Source organism: Luteibacter sahnii (assembly GCF_034063545.1).
Classification (GTDB): domain Bacteria; phylum Pseudomonadota; class Gammaproteobacteria; order Xanthomonadales; family Rhodanobacteraceae; genus Luteibacter; species Luteibacter sahnii.
The window spans coordinates 179,489-197,459 of sequence record NZ_JAQLOK010000001.1; the positions used below are offsets into that span (position 1 = coordinate 179,489).

Sequence of the window (17,971 nt, forward strand, 5' to 3'; positions counted from 1 at the left end):
ATCGCGGCGATCAGCCGCGCTTGCGTCATGGTATCGCCGCGCCGGCCGCGCCGGGTTTGCGTCAGGTGAAGGATCAGCGCGTCCGGCCGCGGACGGGGGCCGGACGGTCGAGGTAACCCGGGCCACCGAGCTGGCCCATTTGCTGGAGGATCCACGCGGTGCGGCGTTGCACGTAGGCGCTCGGCTGGTCGGCGTGGAAACGGCGGGGGTTGGGCAACACTGCCGCCAATCGCGCCGCCTGCGCCGCGCCGATGCGCGAGGGCGGCTCGTGGAAGAACGCATCGCTCGCCGCCCCCACGCCGTAGACGCCATCGCCGAGCTCGACGATGTTCATGTACACCTCGAGGATCCGCCGTTTCGGCCAGAATGTTTCGATAAGCACGGTGTACCAGGCTTCCAGGCCCTTGCGGACGAAACTGCGGCCATTCCAGAGGAAGAGATTCTTCGCCACCTGCTGGCTGATGGTGCTGGCCCCGCGCAGGCGCCGGCCCTCGTCGGCGGCGTCGATCGCATCCTGGATCGCATCCACGTCGAACCCGTGGTGGAAGGGGAATTTCTGATCCTCGCCGGCCACCATGGCGATGCCCACGTGCGGCGACACCTCGTTCCACGGCACCCACCGGTGCCGAAAATCCACGTTTTCCCCGTCGAAAAGCAACTCGACCCGGCGCTCCATCATCATCGCGCTGGTCCACGGTGGCACGAAGCGAAGCACGATCACCACCCAGCACGACAGGGCGAGCCAGCCGACCACGAGCAGTGCGAGGATGCGGAACATGCGGCGGAGCGTCGGGTTCATGGCGGCGCACTGACGGGGGATGGCGCAGTATAAAGGCGCACCGGGCTTGTCGCCGCGTCCCCGTGGCCCCATTTAACGACGGATCAGCAGGAGACCTCCGTGACCGATTCGAACCCGACCCCGACCGACGACGTGCTGCATCGCTTCATGCTTGAGAAGGCGGGCGTGCGCGGCGTGCTGGTCCGCCTGGGCCATAGCTGGCGCGAGATCGCCTCGCGCAACGACTACCCCGACGCGCTGCGCGACACGCTCGGGCAGGCCGTGGCCGCCAGCGCGTTGCTTACCGGCAACATCAAGTTCGAGGGCGCGCTCTCGCTGGAATTCAAGAGCCAGGGCGCCGTGCGCCTGCTCTTCGCCGAGTGCACCGACAAGGGCCGCCTTCGCGGACTGGCGCGCTTCGACGCCGAGGCTATCGGCGATGCCGTGCGGCTGGGCGGCATGGATGAGGACATGCTCGCCATCACCGTCGGCAGCGCCGAGCGGGGGCGCTACCAGGGGGTCGTCGATCTCGCCGACAAGCCGTCCATCGGGGCAGCGCTCGAGGGCTACTTCGAGCGGTCCGAGCAGCTTCCCGCGTATATCGTGCTGGCGGCCGACGGCGATCGCGCGGTGGGACTCATGCTGCAGCCGGTGCCTGGCGAGGGCGGCCACGATGCGGCCGCGGAAGACGCCGACGCCTGGCATCGCGTCGGCACGCTGACGGCGACGCTCGGCACGGACGAGATGCTGTCGTCCGACCCGAGCGATCTGCTGTACCGGCTTTACCACGAAGAAACCGTGCGCCTTTACGACCCCCGGCCGCTCGCTTTCGGTTGCACCTGCTCGCGCGAGCGTGTGGAAGGCATGCTGCGGGCACTGGGCCACCACGAAGTTCGCGAAGCGCTCGACGAGCGCGACGGCACCATCGAGGTCACCTGCGAGTTCTGCGCCACGCGGTATGAATTCGACCGGGTCGATGCCGAGCGGCTGTTCGTCGATGGCGATGTGCCACCGGCGAACCACACGCTTCAGTAACCGGACACCCCGCCGCGGGCCGATGGATGCCCGCGGTGGTTCAGACGTCGAGCGAGAGCGGCGACCCCAGCCATTTGCTCGCCGGCGCAGGCTGGGCAAACAGGAATCCCTGGCCGAAGCGGCAGCCGATGCGGCGCAACGCGTGCATCTGTGTCTCGGTTTCGATGCCCTCGGCGATCACCTGCATGCGCAGCGAGTCGGCCAGCGCCTGGATCGCCCGGACCACCGCGGTGCTGTGCACCTCGTTGTCCTCGGCGGGCAGGTCGATCACGAAAGAGCGGTCGATCTTCAGCGTTTCGATCGGGTATTGGTGCAGGTAGCTCAGCGACGAATAGCCCGTGCCGAAATCGTCGAGTGCGATACCCACGCCGTGGGCGCGCAGGTTTTCGAGGATGCGCTTGACCTGGGCGGGGTTCTCCAGCAGCGCGCGTTCGGTGACTTCCACGCGGATACAGCGTGCGGGCACCTTGTGCTCCTCGAGCAGGTCGAGCAGGCGCTGGTCGAGGTCGGGCGAGCGGAAATGGCTGCCGGACACGTTGATGCTGACAAAGCCCTCTTCGCGGGTGAGCGCGCGTGCCTGGCGCACCACTTGCTGGAAGATCTGCCAGTCGATCGCCTCGGAACAGCCGGTGTCCTCGGCCACGGCCAGGAATTCACCGGGCGGAAGCAGGCCGCGCTCCGGATGGCGCCAACGTAGCAGCGCCTCGTAACCGACCACGCGACGGTCTTCGAGGTCGACGATGGGCTGGTAGAACGGCACGAACTCGTGGCGCGTGAGCGCGCGGCGCAGGTCGCCTTCCAGTTCGAGCAGCGAGAGCGCTTCGCGGCGCAGCCGGTCGTCGAAGACCGCGGCGCGATGACGCCCTTCGTCCTTCGCGCGGTACATCGCCGAATCCGCGTCGCGCAGGAGTTCTTCCGGCCGGGTGTATTCGGGCGTGGGCAGGGCGATGCCGATGGACGCGGAGGTGAAGATCTCTTTCGCACCCAGGCGGAACGGGGTCTGCAACTGGGCAATGATGCGCTCGGCGATGTGAGTGGCCGCCTGCGGATCGGTGATGCCTTCTACCAGCACGGCGAACTCGTCGCCGCCCAGGCGGGCGACCACGTCACGGGTCTTCAGGCAGGCGCGTACGCGCCCGCCCACCTGGAAGAGCAGGTCGTCGCCCACCAGGTGGCCCACCGAATCGTTGATGACCTTGAAGCGGTCAAGATCGATGAAGAGCACGGCGAACAGGTCGCCCGGGTTCTCGCGGTAGTGGTTGAGCGCCTGTTCGAGCCGTTGCAGCAGCAACGTGCGGTTGGGCAGGCCGGTGAGCGAGTCGTGCAGGGTTTCGTACTTGAGGCGGCGTTCGACGCGCTCGCGCTCGGCGATCTGCTCGCGCAGGTCGCGGTTGGCGAGGGCCAGCGCGCGGGTCCGCTCGGTCACGCGACGCTCGAGGCTGGCGTAGGCCTGCTTGAGCGACTCGGTGGTGTATTTGCGCTGCAGCGCGTTCGCGATGTGGTAGCTCACGAAGGTGAGCAACTCCTGGTCGCGCGCGCTGTAGGTGTGTTCGGGCGAATAGCTTTGCACCGCCAGCACGCCCATCGATTTTTCGTTCCAGATCAGCGGCACGCCGAGCCAGTGCAGCGAGCGTGCACCGGTCGTGGACAGCACCTGGTCGCGATTGAGGCGGTCGATCTCGGCACGGTCGGCAAGCAGGGCCTTGCCGTTGCGCAGCACGTATTCGGTCAGGCCGCGCCCCAGTTCGCGAGGCTCGCGCGCCCCGTCGAGCTCGTCGACGGAGTAGGGGAAGGTGAGCTTGACCTGGTCTTCGGACAGCAACGCGATATAGAAATTGCGCGCGTAGAGCAGTCCGCCGATGACGCGGTGCACGGCGGCGTAGAAGTTCTCGATGCTGTCGGAGGTGTTGGCCAGCTCGGCGATGCGGAACAGCGCCGCTTGCAGGCGTTCGCCGCGCTGGCGCTGCAAGACCTGCTGGCGCAGCACGCGGTTGGCTTCGCGCAGGGCGGCGGTGCGCGTGGTGACCCGGCGCTCGAGCTCCTCGTGGGCCTGGCGGCGTTCCAGTGCCGTCTGCACGTGCTGCGCGACGTAAGTGAGCAGTTCGCGGTCGTTCGGCGTGTAGCGGGTGTCGGCACGGTAGCTTTGCACCACGAGGGCGCCGACGACGTCTTCGCCTCGCTTCATCGGCACGCCGAGCCAGTCATCCGAGGGCGGGCCGATGGACACGCGAGGCCCGGGCAGGTTCTTTTCGAGTTCGTTGCTGGCACCCATGAGCGACTTGCCGCTCTGCAGGATGTGCCAGGTGAGGGTGTTCTCGATGTCCTCGATCGGGCGGATCGATTCCGGGTCGGGCGGATCGGTGTCCACCGAGTCGATGAAGTACGGAAAACGCACCGTGCGGCTCGGCGCGTCGTACAGCACGATGTAGAAGTTCTCGGCGTACATGAGGCTGCCCACGATGCCGTGGAGCGCGGTCATCATGTCGCGCATGTTGTGCTCGGCGCCCGCCTGTTCGGCGATGGCGTAAAGCGCGCGTTGCAGGCGCTCGGCCATGGCCAGGCGCGAGATCGCTTCGTAAAGATTGGCGGTTTCGGCGAGTTGGCGCAGGCGGGCGCCGGCGAGCCGGCCGAGCCAGCCGATCAGGTCGGCGGCGCCGGGGCTGTCGGTCTCGTCGGCAAGGAGCATGAGCGAGCGTTCGCTGCGCGGGTCGACGCCCAGCTCGATGCCTTCCCCGGTGCTCGTGTCGCCGCAGACCTGCCATGCCACATGGGCGCCGGGCACCAGGCAGCGGGCGAAGACCTCGCACTCGTCACGGACGGCCTCGGCGTCGGCGGCGCGCAGGAGTCGTTCCACGGCATCGTGCAGCGGCTCGACCTGGCCGGGACCGGATGCCTGCAAAGCGGGGCTTTGGGATGGAGCGAGGGTCATCGCCTGGGAAGCTTCCGGACTGGGTCGGGTGAGTCTATATGCGTTCGGGGCGGTCGCGCGACGGGATCGCCTTCGCCGTCTCATTCCCTCTGCGACTTACGGCGTGATGCCCCCTTGACGGTCATAAACGGCAGTTATCGTAGATTCTTAAATACACCTCCCGGAGGGCTCGTCGGGGTGTTAGTAAAAAGTAAAACGGGGTACACTGACCCCGGACCCACCGACGGCTCGCGGTGGGCTTCGGGGATGCGAGCCGCCCTTTCGATCAATGGTTTCCATGCGTCGCACCTTGCTCTCCATGCTTTTGCTCATGCCGCTCGCCGCGGCAGGGCATGGCGTGCCCGCGAGTGGCGAGGGCACGGGAGCCCTGTTGTATGCCGATCCGGCAAACAGCGACGGAGGCGATCCGCAGAGTTCGGTCCCCCTGTGGCGCTCGCCCGACGGCCGCGCGTTGTCGGTGAACTACAGCGATCGTGCCGATCCCACCCAGCCGTTGGCACCGCGCCCCTTGGGCGCGAGCCCGTTCGTGTCGAGCGGGCTTCAGTATGACCTCGGCCCGGGCCTGCAGGCGCATGCCTCGGTCAGCGGCCAGGGCTGGATCAATTCCGCGGAATCCTGCGGTGCGTCGGCCACCTCGCACGGTGATCGCTGCACCTCCCCGGGTGCGCCGCCGCGCATCGTCGGCAGCGAAGTCGGCGCGACCTGGCGTGGCTCGGGCTATAGCGTGGGCCTAGGCGTCGGTTCTGCCCGCCCATCCGGCAACAGCCCGGCGCTGCCCCGCGTGCTACCGGGCATGGCGTCGACGATGTCGGGCCTGCCGTTTGGCTCGTTGTCATCGAGCACCGAACTCAACGCGCACGGTCGCGTCGACCTCGGCGGCCGAAGCGGCATCGACCTGGGCGCGAGCATCGGTCGCATTCGCCTGCTGCCGGGCAACCTGCTGGGCATCGGGTCGGTCGATCAGAAGGCCTTGAGCCTCGGCGTGGATCGCGGTCCGCTCTATGGCAGCATCACCGGCCGCACGATGCAGCCGGAGCCGGGCGTGTCCAATGGGCTCAATCCCGATCGCCGCTGGAGCGCGATCGACCTGGGTGTCACGTTCCGTCTGCCGTGGCGCGGTGAGTTGTCCGTCGGCGCGCAGAACGTATGGTCCTCGGGTAACGCCCCGAACAACCCTTCGCTGCCTGAGCCAGATCAGTCACGAACGCCTTACGTGCAGTATCACCAGGATCTTTAGAAAAGCCGCGATGTTCGCGGCTTTTTTCATCGTGGCGGCGCATGTCGGTCCGGTTGGATGACGCCATGGGTGTCGTCGAACACGTACCGGCTGACGCCGGATCGCCGCTGCGATCGCTCCTGCGTTTCCGACAGGCGCGTCCCCTGCGCACGAGCCCGGGGCTGACCCGGGCGAGCGAGGCGCTGCGCGAGGCCTTTACCGGCCGGCTTTGCGGATGCGCAGGTCGCCGCTGAACGATTCGACGTGGATGCGGGCGCTGCCGTCGCCGATCGTGGTCTTGAGTTCCTTACCCGGACCGTCCTCACCCCGCGACGGCTGGCCCCAGTCGGAGCCGATGTCGCCGCTGAACGTCGATGCTTCCAGGCGCGCGGAGATGGACGACGGCAGTTGCAGCTTCACGTCGCCGCTCATGGCGTCCACCGTCAGCTTCGCCCCGTTGCCCGCAGGGCCGCCGTTGATGTCGGTGTCGCCCGACACGGTGCTGAAGTTGGCCTCCTTCCAGGGACCGCCCCCGACGATCATGTGGCCGGACACCGTTTGCGCATCCACCCGTTCGGTGACATTGGGTGCCGTGATGTCGCCGGAGACCGTCTGCAGGTCGGCCTTGTCGGCGCGGCCGGCGAGATCGATGCTGCCGCTCACGGTCTGCATGGACGCCGAAGGCGTGCGCACATTGGCGCGCACGCGGCCGCTGACCGATTCCACGTCGATGCGACCGCCTTCGAGGCCGTCGATGCTGACCGGGGCGCTGACGACCTTCACTTCCACGTCGACGCCCTTGGGAACGCGTACGTTGAGCGTGGTCGAGCCCATGTTGCTGTCGTTGCCCCAGCTGAACCACTTGCCCTTGTCGTCGCCCCCTTGCACGCGGATGTCGACGTTGCGGTCGTCGCCTTCCAGTTGCAGCGGGCGCGCGCCCTCGCCGAGCGAGCCGGATACCTGGATCTGGTTGCGATCCCAGGCGGTGACGGTCACTTCGCCGCGGGTGTTGTCGATGCGGATGTGGGCGTTGGGACGCACGTCGCGGGACAGGTTGATCGGCGTGGAAGCGAAGGCTTCACCGATGCACAAGGCCAGCAGCAGGGGAGCGATGTAGAGCGTTTTCATGGGAATGTCCTGCCTGTGGGCCATTAACCGGCTTGCCTGTCGAAGTTGCGCAGACGATCCCGCTGGCGCTCGGTGCGCAGCAGCAGTCGCTGCAGGGCGGCGGAGTCGGGGTTCTCGCGGATCGCCTGGGTGAGTTCCATGCGGGTGGCATCCAGTTGGATGGCCGCGCCCGCGAGCCGGGGGTCGGTGGGTTTCCACTTTTCGGCCGCGGCCACGCGATCGTTGACGGCGGGAGCGGCCAGACGCAGGCCGATGCCGCCGCCGAGCACCGCTACGCCGGCGACGGCGGCGGCCATCAGCCAGGGACGCAGGCGGCGTTGCCGGGGCGTAGCCGCTGGAGCGGATGCGTCGATCCGCGATGCGATGTCCGCCCACAGGTCACGGTGGGGCGTGACCGGGCGGTTGAGCGAGCGCATCTGGCGCAGGTAGTCGAGTTCATTCATGGCGTATCTCCCAGCGCGCGGCGGAGCAGGCCGCGCGCGCGGTGTAGCTGTGCTTTGGAGGAGCCCACCGCCATGCCGAGTTCGGCGGCGATTTCCTCGTGTTTCCAACCTTCCACGTCGTACAGGACCAGGACCGCGCGAGCCCGCGGGGGCAGGGCCGCGATGGCCTTTTCCAGTTCGTCGCGCTCGATGGCGCGCAACGGATTATCGGTATCGGTGATGTCGGGCAGGTGTTCGTCGTCGACGATGCTGACCGGATCGGCGTTGCGGGCGCGTAGGGACATCAACGCCACGTTGACCGCCAGGCGGTAGACCCAGGTGCCGAAGGCGCTCTCGAAGCGAAAGCCATCAAGCTTTTGCCAGGCACGCACGAAGGCTTCCTGGGTGAGGTCTTCGGCACGGGCGTGGTCGAACGCGGCCAGGCGCAGGATCGCGCCGTAGACCCGGTCGGCGTGCCGTCGGTAAAGCGTCTCGAAGGCCTTGCGGTCACCTGCGGCCGCGGCCCGCACGATGTCGTCGTCGGTCGACGCGGCGGGCAGCTCAGGCTGCATGAAGGAGGTGGCGGCGAGGCATAGGGCGTTCATCTTGCCAGCTTGGATGCGGGCAAGGGAGAAACGGTTTAAGTGCGATGGCGCGAGTGGGCGGGAGGCGGCCGGCTAGGTATCGGCGTCATGCGTACGACCGGTACCTGCCCGCCCCGGGCGGGAGCGCGCCTTGGGCGCGAAGGGAAGCCCCTCGCGCTCAAGACGCGCCGGATCAGGCCACCTGGGCCGCGCGACGGTGCTGTGCGGCTTCGAGCGCGCGGCTGACACGCAACCGTTCGGCCTTCAGGCGTTCGGGCATGCGCTCGCCATAGCCGTCGAGGTAGGTGCCGATCGCGTTGAGTTCGTCGATCCAGCCGTCGACGTCGACGCGGGTCAGTTCGTCGAGCGTGGCGGGTGGCACGTCCAACCCCTCGACGTTGAGTTCGCCCGGCGCAGGCACGGTACCGATGGGCGTCTCGTGGCCGCGGGCGAGGCCCTCGACGCGGCGGATCATCCAGTCGAGCACGCGCATGTTTTCGCCGTAGCCGGGCCACATGAAGCGCCCGTCGGCATCCTTGCGGAACCAGTTGACGTGGAAGATGCGCGGCAGCTTCATGCCCGGCCGGTCGAAGGACAGCCAATGCGCGAAGTAGTCGGCGAAGTTGTAGCCGCAGAACGGCTTCATCGCCATCGAGTCGCGACGCAGCACGCCCACGGCGCCCGTCGCGGCCGCGGTCGTTTCCGAGCCCATCGCTGCGCCGACGAGCACGCCATGCGCCCAGTCCTTCGCCTCGAACACCAGCGGGACCAGGGAGGGTCGCCGCCCGCCGAAGACGATGGCGGAGAGGGGCACGCCCTGGGCGTCTTCGGATTCCGGCGCCCAGCTCGGGCACTGGCGGGCGCTCACGGTGAAGCGCGAGTTCGGATGGGCGGCGGGACCGTTCGCGGGATCGTACGGGCGGCCCTGCCAGTCGGTGACCGGCGTGCCTTCGCCGAGCCCTTCCCACCACGGCTGGCCATCGGCGGTGACCGCCACGTTGGTGAAAATTGCATCGTGCCCCAGCGTCGCCAGCGCACTGGGGTTGGTGTCCGCGCCCGTCCCGGGCGCCACGCCAAAGTAGCCGGCCTCGGGGTTTATCGCCCACAGCCGTCCGTCGGCGCCGGGCGTCATCCAGCAGATGTCGTCGCCCACGGTCCAGACCTTCCACCCCGCCCTGCGGTAGCCCTCGGTGGGAATCAGCATCGCTAGGTTCGTCTTGCCGCACGCCGACGGGAACGCCGCGGCGATGTAGTACTTGTCGCCCTGCGGGTTCTCGATGCCGACGATGAGCATGTGCTCGGCCAGCCAGCCCTCGTGCCGCGCCTGGTGGCTGGCGATGCGCAGCGCATGGCATTTCTTGCCCAGCAGCGCGTTGCCGCCGTAGCCCGACCCGATCGACTTGATCGTGAGTTCGTCGGGAAAGTGCATGATGAAGCGACGCTCCGGGTCGAGGTCGCCGATCGAGTGCAGGCCTTTCACGAACCGACCCTCGCGCTCGATGCGGGCCAGGGCCGGCGCGCCCATGCGCGTCATGATGCGCATGTTGGCGACCACGTAGGGGCTATCCGTGATCTCGACGCCACAGCGGGAAATGGGCGAATCGATCGGACCCATGCAATAGGGAATCACGTACATCGTGCGCCCGCGCATGGCGCCATCGAACAGGGCGTCGATCTTTGCGTGCGCGTCGGCGGGGGCCATCCAGTGATTGTTGGGGCCGGCATCCTCGCGCTCGGCGGTGCACACGAGCGTGAGGTGCTCCACGCGCGCGACGTCCGACGGATGCGACCGGTGCAGATAGCTCCGTGGATGCGTGGTCGCGTTGAGCGGATGCAGGTCGCCGGTCTCCAGCATGTGGGCGACGAGCCCGGCGTATTCCGCATCGGAACCGTCGCACCAGACGACCTCGTCGGGTTGGGTCAGGCGCGCGACCTCATCGACCCATCGGGTCAAGGCTTCCAGCGAACTACCGTGCGAGTGCATCCGTGTGGTCTCCATGTAAAAGCAAGAGACGACAGTAGTTTGCAAATCCTGGTATTGGCAAGGCACGGCGCAGCAAACGTGCTGCGCCTCGGCGCCTCAGGGGGTAAGCGTGGCGATCATGTGCTCGACGTAGGCGTCGAATTCCTCGTGGCTGATACGCGGCAGGCCAAGCGTGAAGTTCAGCTGGAGAAAGCCGACGTAGGCGGCATAGGTCAGGCGTGCGCGATGCAGCGCGGATACGGGCTCAAGACCGGCTTCGGCGTACATCCGGGTGAGGAAATCGATGCGCCGCTGCGATACGCGCCCCATCACCGGCACCACCTGGGGATGGTCGAGCGCCTTGAGCAGGGCGGCATAGACCCGGTGCGGCTGCACCTCGTGCGCCACCCGACGGAACAGTTCGGGGAAACGCTTGCGAGGGTCGGGAATGCGCTCGATCTCGGCCAGCACCTCGCGCTCGCCGTATTCTTCCCAGCGTTCGAGGGCCGCCTGCAGCAGGGCTTCGCGGGTGCGGAAGTGCCAGTAGAAGCTGCCCTTGGTGACCCCCAGGCGCCGCGCGAGCGCCTCGACGGCAAGCGCGCCCACGCCTTGCTCGGCGATGAGGGCGAGGGCTCCGTCTTCCCAGTCTTCGGCCGACAGGCGGACGCGTTCGTTCTTGGCACCTTCGTTCATCGGCGCATGGTAGCGGAGACGCCGCGGTTTGCAATCCATCGCCACTTGGCCATGCTGCATAAAACCTTGACTTTTAAGCGCTTGGATAACCATACGCAGGCGTATTGACGGGCTCGCCGACAGCCCACATACTGCCACGTATGGTCGCCGAAACCTCCACCGCCGCTTCTGCCCTGTCGAGTCTGGTCGCCGCCGATGGCGTCACGCTCGCCGTTGAGCATTGGCCTGGCTCGGGCTCGCCCGCGCTGGTGTTCGCGCACGGTTTCGGCCAGACGCGTCACGCCTGGGACGGCGCGGCGCGCGCACTCGCCGCACAGGGGCACGCGTCGGTCACCTTCGACGCCCGTGGCCACGGTGGCAGCGAATGGGTGCCGCGCGGCGACTACCACATGCAGCAGTTCGTCGACGACCTCATCGACGTTGCCGGTACGGCAAGGTCGCCTGGCGGGCCCGCGCCCGTGCTGGTGGGTGCCTCGATGGGCGGTCTGATCGGGCTGGTGGCAGCGGGCGAAGCCGAACCGGCGCGCCTCCCGTTCTCGGCGTTGGTGCTGGTGGACATCACTCCGCGCTGGGAGACCCAGGGCGTCGAACGCATCCTCGGCTTCATGCGCGCCCACCCCGACGGTTTCGCCGGTTATGACGAGGCGGCCGCCGCCATCGAGGCCTACCTGCCTCACCGGCGCGAACGCAAGAGCGAGTCCCAGCTGAAACCGCTGCTGCGCCAGGGCGCCGACGGCCGCCTGCGCTGGCACTGGGATCCCGCCCTGCTCGATGGCGTGGTGGCCGAAAGCGAACGCTACCAGCCCCGGCTTTTCCAGGCGGCGTCGCGCGTGCGCGTTCCGGTGTTGCTGTTGTCCGGTGCCCGCAGCGACGTGGTCTCCCGTCATACCGTCGACGAATTCCTGCGACTGGTCCCCCATGCCCGGCACGTGGCGCTCGCCGAGGCCACCCACATGGTGGCTGGCGACGCCAACGATGCTTTCACGCGCGAAATCGTCTCGTTCGTGGAAACGCTTTCCTGATTTCTGTTGTCCTGTAGTTACCACACGCAATAAGCCGACCGTTACGAGGTGATACCCATGTCTGCGATCCTGGTTGTGCTGGCGGCGCTGATCGCCTCCGGTGCATGTGCCTACCACCGCACGTCCCTGAAGACGTGGGCCATCGCGACGGCAGTGACGACTCTCGTCGTCGGCGTGCTCGCCGGCGCGCCCGTCACGACGATCGTCCTGCTGCTGCTCCTGGCCGCCGTGGCGGTGCCGCTGTTGATGGTCGATTTCCGCCGCAAGACCATCAGTGCGCCGCTGCTGTCGATGTTCGCCAAGGTGACGCCGAAGTTGTCCGATACCGAGCAGACCGCGCTTGAGGCCGGCACGGTCGGCTTCGAAGGCGAACTGTTCTCCGGCAAGCCTGACTGGTCGCAGCTGCTGCGCCAGCCGAAGCCGGAGCTGTCGGTCGAAGAACAGGCCTTTCTCGACGGCCCCGTCGAAGAACTCTGCGCCATGGTCGACGACTGGCAGATCACCCACGAACTGGCCGACCTGCCGCCCGAGGTCTGGGATTTCATCAAGAAAAACAAGTTCTTCGGCATGATCATCCCGAAGAGCTACGGCGGCCTCGGTTTCTCCGCACTGGCGCACTCGGCCGTGTTGCAGAAGCTCTCGAGCATGTCGCAGACGCTCGCCTCCACGGTGGCCGTACCCAACTCGCTGGGTCCCGGCGAACTGCTGATGCACTACGGTAGCGACGAGCAAAAGAACCATTACCTGCCGCGCCTTGCCGACGGCCGCGAGATTCCCTGCTTCGCCCTGACCGGCCCGTACGCCGGTTCGGATGCTACCTCGCTGCCGGACTTCGGTATCGTCTGCAAGGGCCTGTGGAACGGCGAAGAAACCGTCGGTATCCGCCTTACGTTCGACAAGCGCTACATCACGCTGGCGCCGGTGGCGACCATCGTGGGCCTTGCCTTCCGCATGTACGATCCCGAGAAGCTCCTGGGCGACAAGGAAGATCTCGGCATCACGCTGGCCCTGCTGCCGCGTGAGACCCCGGGGATGCAGATCGGCCGTCGTCATTTCCCGCTGAACACGCCGTTCCAGAACGGCCCGATCCACGCCAAGGACATGTTCGTGCCCCTGTCGGTGCTGATCGGCGGTCCGCACATGGCCGGTCACGGCTGGCGCATGCTGGTGGAATGCCTCTCCGTGGGGCGCGCGATTTCGTTGCCGTCCAACGCCACGGGTGCCTCGCGCATGGCCGTCGCCGCCACCGGCGCCTACGCTCGCATGCGCAAGCAGTTCGGCCTGGCCATCGGCCGTTTCGAGGGCGTGGAAGAGGCCCTGGCACGCATCGGCGGCCTCACTTATGCCACGCAGGCGCTGTCGCGCGCCACGGCGGCGGCCGTCGATCGCGGCGAAAAGCCGGCGGTACCCTCGGCCATCGCCAAGTACCACGCCACCGAGTGGTGCCGTCAGATCGCGTCGGACGCGATGGACGTGCACGGCGGCAAGGGCGTCATCCTCGGCCCGAAGAACTACATGGGGCGCGGTTGGCAGAGCGTGCCCATCGCCATTACGGTGGAAGGCGCGAACATCATGACGCGCAGCCTCATGATCTTCGGCCAGGGTGCCATCCGTTGCCATCCTTACGTGCTGAAGGAAATGCAGGCGCTCAACATCACGGACTACCGCGAGCGCCTGAAGACGTTCGACAAGGTGCTGTTCGGCCACATCGGCTTCGGCTTCTCCAACGCGGTGCGCAGCTTCGTGCTCGGCGTCACCGCCGCCAAGATCGGCGAAGGCGCAGGCGACGCCTACACCCGTCGTTACTACCGCAAGCTCAACCGCTATTCGGCGGCGCTGGCCCTTTGCGCGGACGTCGCGATGGGCGTGCTGGGCGGCAAGCTCAAGTTCAAGGAAAAACTCTCGGCCCGCCTGGGCGACGTGCTTTCGTACCTCTACATCGCCAGCGCGATGCTCAAGCGCTACGAAGATACCGGCCGTCCGGAAGCCGACCGCCCCCTGCTGGCCTGGGCGTTCCACGAGTGCATGTGGCGCATCCAGAACGCGCTGGATGGCGTCATCCGCAATTTCCCGGTGCGTCCGGTGGCGTGGCTGCTGCGCTTCCTGGTATTCCCGTTCGGTCGCCGCGAAGTGCCGCCGTCCGATCGCCTCGGTCGTCGTGTCGCCGCCCTCATCACCGCGCCGAGCGAAGCCCGCGATCGCCTTACGGCGTGGGCGTACCTCAGCCCGACCGCGAACAACACGGTGGGTCGCATGAACGCGATCCTGCCGGACGTCATCGCTGCCGAGCCGGTGGAGCGCAAGTTGGTCAAGGCGCTCAAGAGCGGGCAGCTGCGTGGGCACACCTACAACGAGCAGTTGGCCGAAGCGGAGAAGATCGGTGCCATCAACGCGGCCGAGCGTGACCTGCTCCAGCGTGTTCGCGACGGCGTGGCCGAGTTCATTTCGGTCGACGACTTCGATAGCGACGAGCTTCGCGCCAACGTCGTCAGCAAGGCACAGAAGATGGAGGCGTCCAGGGCGGCGTAAGCCTCTCGGGTCGTAGCGACAAAGGGCCGCGGGTAACCGCGGCCCTTTTTTTGTTCTTCGCGCAAGTGCGGGGATGCTGCATGGATGCAGGCCGTGCTGTTGTCTCGGACAGTGAGGCCGGAGCCTTCGGTGTCGATCCCATCCGGGCACGCTCATTCGAACGCTACGGGTGATCGGTCAGTACTGCCCCTACGCGAACGATGAGCGCTGTAAGCCAATCGTCGTGGTCGAACACATTGGTTGATGCGTGGTGTTCAAGCCCCGCCACCCAACGATGGCGGGTCGACCTGTCACGCTGCGCCAGCGCACCCATCTTGCCGTGCGATCACCTCCAGCAATCGCGCTTCCACGTCGTCGCGCGTGGCGGAGCGGAACAGCCTGGGGGCTGCGCGTCGGAGGGCGGCGCAATCGAGCGAGGCCAGGCGATCGCGCACCAGCAGCAACTGACCCGGGTGCATGCTGAATTCTTCCAGGCCCATGGCGAGGAGCAGCGCGGTGAACTGCGTGTCGCCGGCGATCTCGCCGCACAGGCTGACCGGCTTCTTCGCCCGTCGCGCCGCCGCGATCACGTGCGCGATCAGGCGCAGGAAGGCTGGCTGGAGCGGGTCGTAGATGCCTTCGAGGGCGTCGTTGTTGCGGTCGGCCGCGAGCACGTATTGCGCGAGGTCGTTGGTGCCGATGGCGAGGAAGTCGGCCTTCTCGAGGATCGCGCCGATGCCGATGGCGGCGGCGGGCACTTCGATCATGGCGCCGATATCGATGCGCTCGGGGAGTTCCTGACCACGGGCGGCCAAGGCTTCGCGAGCCTGCTTGACCAGCCGGCGCACGTCGATCAATTCGCCCACGTGGGTGATCATCGGCACGAGCACGCGCACGGGGCCGTAACAGGCGGCACGCAGGATGGCGCGCAGCTGCACGCTGAAGATGTCGGCGTAGCGCAGCGACAGGCGGATGCCGCGCACGCCCAGGGCGGGGTTGTCTTCGCCGCGGATGGCCAGGCCTGCGGCATCGGCCTTGTCGGCGCCCAGGTCGAGCGTGCGGATGGTGACCGGCAGGCCACCCATGCCGATGACCAGATCGCGGTAAGCGGCGAACTGTTCTTCCTCGGAGGGCAGGCCGCGCTGGCGCAGGAACAGGAATTCAGAACGATACAGGCCCACGCCGTCGGCGCCGCGGGCGCGGGCGAGGGTCACGTCGCTGGGCAGTTCGGCGTTGGCGTAGAGGCGGATGTGCGCGCCGTCGCGGGTCAGCGTGCGGGCAGAGGCGAGGGCGGCGAGCCGCCGTCCTTCAGCGGCGGCCTGGCGCTGCCACTGACGGTAGCGGGCGAGGTCCTGTGCGGTGGGGTGCACGATGACTTCGCCGTGCTCGGCGTCGATCAGCACGAGGTCGTCGTCGTTGATGACGGCCAGGGCGTCCTTCGTGCCTACCAGCATCGGCAGGTTGAAGCTGCGCGCGAGGATCGCGCTGTGCGAGTAGACGCTGCCCGCGCTGGCGATCACCCCGAGCAGGCCTTGCCCGGCCATGCTCGCCATCTCGGCCGGCGCGACCGTGTCGCTGACTACGATCTCGCCCACGCGCGCGGCGAGTTTGCGTTCTTCGCGGCTGGACTGCTGCTGCAGCGCGGACATCACGCGGCCGATGACCTGGTCGATGTCTTCGCCGCGGCTCTTGAGGTAGGGGTCGTGCATCGCGTCGAAGACGGCGGCCAGGCGATCACGCTGCATTTTCAGGGCGGCGCTGGCGGTGTAGTGGCCGACCGAGACGAGTTCGTCGAGGCCGCGAAGCAGTTCTTCGTCGTCGAGCAGCAGGCTGTGCGCGTCAATGAAGTCGCCCACCTCGCGGGCCAGTGCCCCATGCAGCTTGCCGCGCAGTTCGTGCAGTTCTGTGCGGGCATGGTCGAGGGCCTTGTGCAGGCGCTCGATCTCGCCGGCGACTTCGCCTTCGTCGAGCATCCGCGTGTCGACGGCGAAGATATTCGGCTGGACCAGACGCGCGCGCCCGAGGGCCATGCCACGGGCCGCCGGCGTGCCGGTCAACAGGTGTCTCATGACGGCCTCGCGGTGCGGTCGGCGGTCATGGCTCAGGCGCCCTCGTCGAACTTGCGGTCGAACAGGTCGACCACCGCGGCGAGTGCGGCCGCCTCGTCGTCACCCTCGGCGCGCACGGTGAGCGGGGTGCCGAGGCCGGCGGCCAGCATCATGACGCCCATGATGCTCTGGGCATTCACTTCGCGACCCTTGCTGATCAGGTACACCGTGGATTTGAAGCTCGCCACCAACTGGACCAGCTTGGCGGAGGCGCGGGCGTGCAGGCCCAGTCGGTTGGATACCGTGATGTCCTGTTCAAGCATGGTCGATGAAAATTCCCCCGCGCCCGCCGGTGGCCGCGATTTCGGCCAGTTCGGGCAGCGATTTTTCAGAGTAGTTGAGGACGCGCAGCAGCATGGGCAGGTTCAGGCCCGATACGCAGCGCAGATGGACGCCCAGTTCGCCCAGCGACAGGCCGATGTTGCACGGCGTGGCCCCGTAGAGGTCGGCCAGCACCAGCACACCGTCGCCCGTGTCCAGGTCGCGCGCGTGCCGGGCGGTGAGGTCGCGCATCACGTCGGGGTCCGCGTTGGGGGGGATCTCGACGGCGTCGACCGTCAGGGGCAGCTTGGGCATCACGTGGCGCGCGGCGGAAACCAGCGCCTTGCCGACGGCTTCGTGGGTCATGAGGAGGACGCCGACGCTCATCGACCGGTGCTCCGTTTTTGCTGGGGCGGGGTCATGGGTCACTCCAGTTCACGATGGAAGGTGAGTACGTTGCCGCGCTCGGAGCGGAAATGCCGGGCCAGCCGTTCCACCAGGTAGACCGAACGATGCCGCCCCCCGGTGCAACCGATCGACACGGTGACGTAGCTGCGGTCTTCACCTTCGAAGCGGGGCAGCCACGTTTCGAGCCATCGGGCGACGTCGCCATAGTATTCATTCACCACGGGATTCGCATCGAGGAACTCGCGGACCGGGAGGTCCTTGCCCGAGAACGGCCGCAGGCGCGGTTCCCAGTGCGGGTTGGGCAGGCAGCGTGCGTCAAACACGAAGTCGGCGTCCGGCGGCAGGCCGCGGCGGTAGGCGAACGATTCGAACAGCAGGGTCGTGCCGTCGCTCGCCGCGGCGTAGCCAGTGGCGAAGAGCCGGCGCAACTGGTGCACGTTGAGGTCGCTGGAATCGATCACCTTCTCGGCGATGGAGACCAACGGACGCAGCAGGCGGCGCTCCTCGGCGATGGAGTCGGCGAGCGAGCGCCGCTCGATGGCCAGCGGGTGGCGGCGCCGGGTTTCGGAATACCGCTTGATCAGCACGTCGTCGCGACTGTCGAGGAAGATCAGGTGCACGTGCACCCCGGCCGCCGACAGCTCCGACAACACGTGCGGCATGCGCTGGAGGTCGACGCGGCGGTTGCGCACGTCCACGCCCACGGCGATGCGCCGGCGCGGCCCGTGTTCGCCCTGGCTCACCGCCGCCACCAGTTGGGGAATCAGCTCGGCGGGCATGTTGTCGACGCAGTAGAACTCGAGGTCTTCCAGCGCGCGCAGGGCCACCGTCTTGCCGCCGCCGGACATGCCGGTGAGCACCACCAGGTGGAGGGCGTCGGGATCGACGATGGGCTGCATCATGGTCGTATCGTCGC

Annotated in this window: 15 protein-coding genes; 4 read left to right on the forward strand and 11 right to left on the reverse strand. The window is 67.4% G+C overall.

Annotated features, from left to right (window positions below; translation table 11 throughout):
- Positions 1 to 73: 73 nt before the first annotated feature.
- Positions 74 to 871 carry a monofunctional biosynthetic peptidoglycan transglycosylase gene (gene mtgA / locus PI246_RS00835; RefSeq protein ID WP_407069759.1) on the reverse strand — a complete coding sequence of 266 codons (798 nt, stop codon included), beginning with the start codon at positions 869 to 871 and terminating at the stop codon, positions 74 to 76.
- Positions 872 to 898: 27 nt separating this feature from the next.
- Here mtgA and hslO point away from each other — a divergent pair, with 27 nt between their 5' ends.
- Complete coding sequence (gene hslO, locus PI246_RS00840) at positions 899 to 1,813, forward strand: Hsp33 family molecular chaperone HslO (RefSeq protein WP_320549392.1); 915 nt, start codon at positions 899 to 901, stop codon at positions 1,811 to 1,813.
- A 40-nt stretch (positions 1,814 to 1,853) separates the two neighbouring features.
- Here the strand turns inward: hslO and PI246_RS00845 are convergent, their stop codons facing one another.
- Positions 1,854 to 4,742: an EAL domain-containing protein gene (locus PI246_RS00845; protein ID WP_320549393.1), complete on the reverse strand. Its 2,889-nt coding sequence runs from the start codon at positions 4,740 to 4,742 to the stop codon at positions 1,854 to 1,856.
- Between the two features lie 277 nt (positions 4,743 to 5,019).
- Between PI246_RS00845 and PI246_RS00850 the strand changes: the two genes are divergently transcribed.
- Positions 5,020 to 5,979 (forward strand): hypothetical protein, encoded by a 960-nt coding sequence (locus PI246_RS00850; RefSeq protein WP_320549394.1) that lies wholly within the window; start codon positions 5,020 to 5,022, stop codon positions 5,977 to 5,979.
- Positions 5,980 to 6,174: 195 nt separating this feature from the next.
- Here the strand turns inward: PI246_RS00850 and PI246_RS00855 are convergent, their stop codons facing one another.
- The 5 genes from PI246_RS00855 to PI246_RS00875 form a co-directional block, all read right to left on the reverse strand.
- Positions 6,175 to 7,086 (reverse strand): DUF4097 family beta strand repeat-containing protein, encoded by a 912-nt coding sequence (locus PI246_RS00855; protein WP_320549395.1) that lies wholly within the window; start codon positions 7,084 to 7,086, stop codon positions 6,175 to 6,177.
- Between the two features lie 23 nt (positions 7,087 to 7,109).
- Positions 7,110 to 7,529, reverse strand: a complete 420-nt coding sequence (locus PI246_RS00860) for a hypothetical protein (protein WP_320549396.1) — start codon at positions 7,527 to 7,529, stop codon at positions 7,110 to 7,112.
- Positions 7,526 to 8,080 (reverse strand): RNA polymerase sigma factor, encoded by a 555-nt coding sequence (locus PI246_RS00865; RefSeq protein ID WP_320550222.1) that lies wholly within the window; start codon positions 8,078 to 8,080, stop codon positions 7,526 to 7,528. Before PI246_RS00865 ends, PI246_RS00860 begins: the two co-directional genes overlap by 4 nt.
- Positions 8,081 to 8,285: 205 nt before the next feature.
- Positions 8,286 to 10,076, reverse strand: coding sequence for a phosphoenolpyruvate carboxykinase (GTP) (locus PI246_RS00870; RefSeq protein ID WP_320549397.1), 1,791 nt, complete (start codon positions 10,074 to 10,076; stop codon positions 8,286 to 8,288).
- A 96-nt stretch (positions 10,077 to 10,172) separates the two neighbouring features.
- Positions 10,173 to 10,748 carry a TetR/AcrR family transcriptional regulator gene (locus PI246_RS00875; protein ID WP_320549398.1) on the reverse strand — a complete coding sequence of 192 codons (576 nt, stop codon included), beginning with the start codon at positions 10,746 to 10,748 and terminating at the stop codon, positions 10,173 to 10,175.
- Between the two features lie 140 nt (positions 10,749 to 10,888).
- Here PI246_RS00875 and PI246_RS00880 point away from each other — a divergent pair, with 140 nt between their 5' ends.
- Together PI246_RS00880 and PI246_RS00885 are read left to right on the forward strand one after the other, a co-directional pair.
- Positions 10,889 to 11,770: an alpha/beta fold hydrolase gene (locus PI246_RS00880; RefSeq protein WP_320549399.1), complete on the forward strand. Its 882-nt coding sequence runs from the start codon at positions 10,889 to 10,891 to the stop codon at positions 11,768 to 11,770.
- Between the two features lie 57 nt (positions 11,771 to 11,827).
- The gene (locus PI246_RS00885; RefSeq protein WP_320549400.1) at positions 11,828 to 14,299 is read left to right on the forward strand and encodes an acyl-CoA dehydrogenase; all 2,472 of its coding nucleotides are present in this window, start codon (positions 11,828 to 11,830) and stop codon (positions 14,297 to 14,299) included.
- Positions 14,300 to 14,589: 290 nt separating this feature from the next.
- On the opposite strand, the gene ptsP is transcribed toward PI246_RS00885, so the two are convergent.
- Genes ptsP through rapZ form a run of 4 tightly spaced genes read right to left on the reverse strand, consistent with a single transcriptional unit; the run spans position 14,590 to position 17,957 of the window.
- Positions 14,590 to 16,347, reverse strand: a complete 1,758-nt coding sequence (ptsP, locus tag PI246_RS00890; protein ID WP_320549401.1) for a phosphoenolpyruvate--protein phosphotransferase — start codon at positions 16,345 to 16,347, stop codon at positions 14,590 to 14,592.
- 32 nt (positions 16,348 to 16,379) lie between these two features.
- Positions 16,380 to 16,649, reverse strand: a complete 270-nt coding sequence (locus PI246_RS00895) for an HPr family phosphocarrier protein (RefSeq protein ID WP_320549402.1) — start codon at positions 16,647 to 16,649, stop codon at positions 16,380 to 16,382.
- On the reverse strand, positions 16,642 to 17,034 hold the full coding sequence (locus PI246_RS00900; RefSeq protein ID WP_320549403.1) for a PTS sugar transporter subunit IIA: 393 nt from the start codon (positions 17,032 to 17,034) through the stop codon (positions 16,642 to 16,644). Before PI246_RS00900 ends, PI246_RS00895 begins: the two co-directional genes overlap by 8 nt.
- Before the next feature lie 38 nt (positions 17,035 to 17,072).
- A complete protein-coding gene (gene rapZ / locus PI246_RS00905) occupies positions 17,073 to 17,957 on the reverse strand; it encodes an RNase adapter RapZ (RefSeq protein WP_407069773.1) in 885 nt (294 codons plus the stop codon).
- Positions 17,958 to 17,971: the final 14 nt, after the last annotated feature.

Coding starts and splice junctions, on each gene's coding strand:
- PI246_RS00845 (WP_320549393.1), bottom strand. CDS start 4,742: ATGACCCTCGCTCCATCCCAAAGCCCCGCTTTGCAGGCATCCGGTCCC.
- PI246_RS00870 (WP_320549397.1), bottom strand. CDS start 10,076: ATGCACTCGCACGGTAGTTCGCTGGAAGCCTTGACCCGATGGGTCGAT.
- PI246_RS00880 (WP_320549399.1), top strand. CDS start 10,889: ATGGTCGCCGAAACCTCCACCGCCGCTTCTGCCCTGTCGAGTCTGGTC.
- PI246_RS00875 (WP_320549398.1), bottom strand. CDS start 10,748: ATGAACGAAGGTGCCAAGAACGAACGCGTCCGCCTGTCGGCCGAAGAC.
- PI246_RS00900 (WP_320549403.1), bottom strand. CDS start 17,034: ATGAGCGTCGGCGTCCTCCTCATGACCCACGAAGCCGTCGGCAAGGCG.
- rapZ (WP_407069773.1), bottom strand. CDS start 17,957: ATGATGCAGCCCATCGTCGATCCCGACGCCCTCCACCTGGTGGTGCTC.
- PI246_RS00895 (WP_320549402.1), bottom strand. CDS start 16,649: ATGCTTGAACAGGACATCACGGTATCCAACCGACTGGGCCTGCACGCC.
- PI246_RS00885 (WP_320549400.1), top strand. CDS start 11,828: ATGTCTGCGATCCTGGTTGTGCTGGCGGCGCTGATCGCCTCCGGTGCA.
- mtgA (WP_407069759.1), bottom strand. CDS start 871: ATGGGGCCACGGGGACGCGGCGACAAGCCCGGTGCGCCTTTATACTGC.
- ptsP (WP_320549401.1), bottom strand. CDS start 16,347: ATGAGACACCTGTTGACCGGCACGCCGGCGGCCCGTGGCATGGCCCTC.
- PI246_RS00860 (WP_320549396.1), bottom strand. CDS start 7,529: ATGAATGAACTCGACTACCTGCGCCAGATGCGCTCGCTCAACCGCCCG.
- PI246_RS00855 (WP_320549395.1), bottom strand. CDS start 7,086: ATGAAAACGCTCTACATCGCTCCCCTGCTGCTGGCCTTGTGCATCGGT.
- PI246_RS00865 (WP_320550222.1), bottom strand. CDS start 8,080: ATGCAGCCTGAGCTGCCCGCCGCGTCGACCGACGACGACATCGTGCGG.
- PI246_RS00850 (WP_320549394.1), top strand. CDS start 5,020: ATGCGTCGCACCTTGCTCTCCATGCTTTTGCTCATGCCGCTCGCCGCG.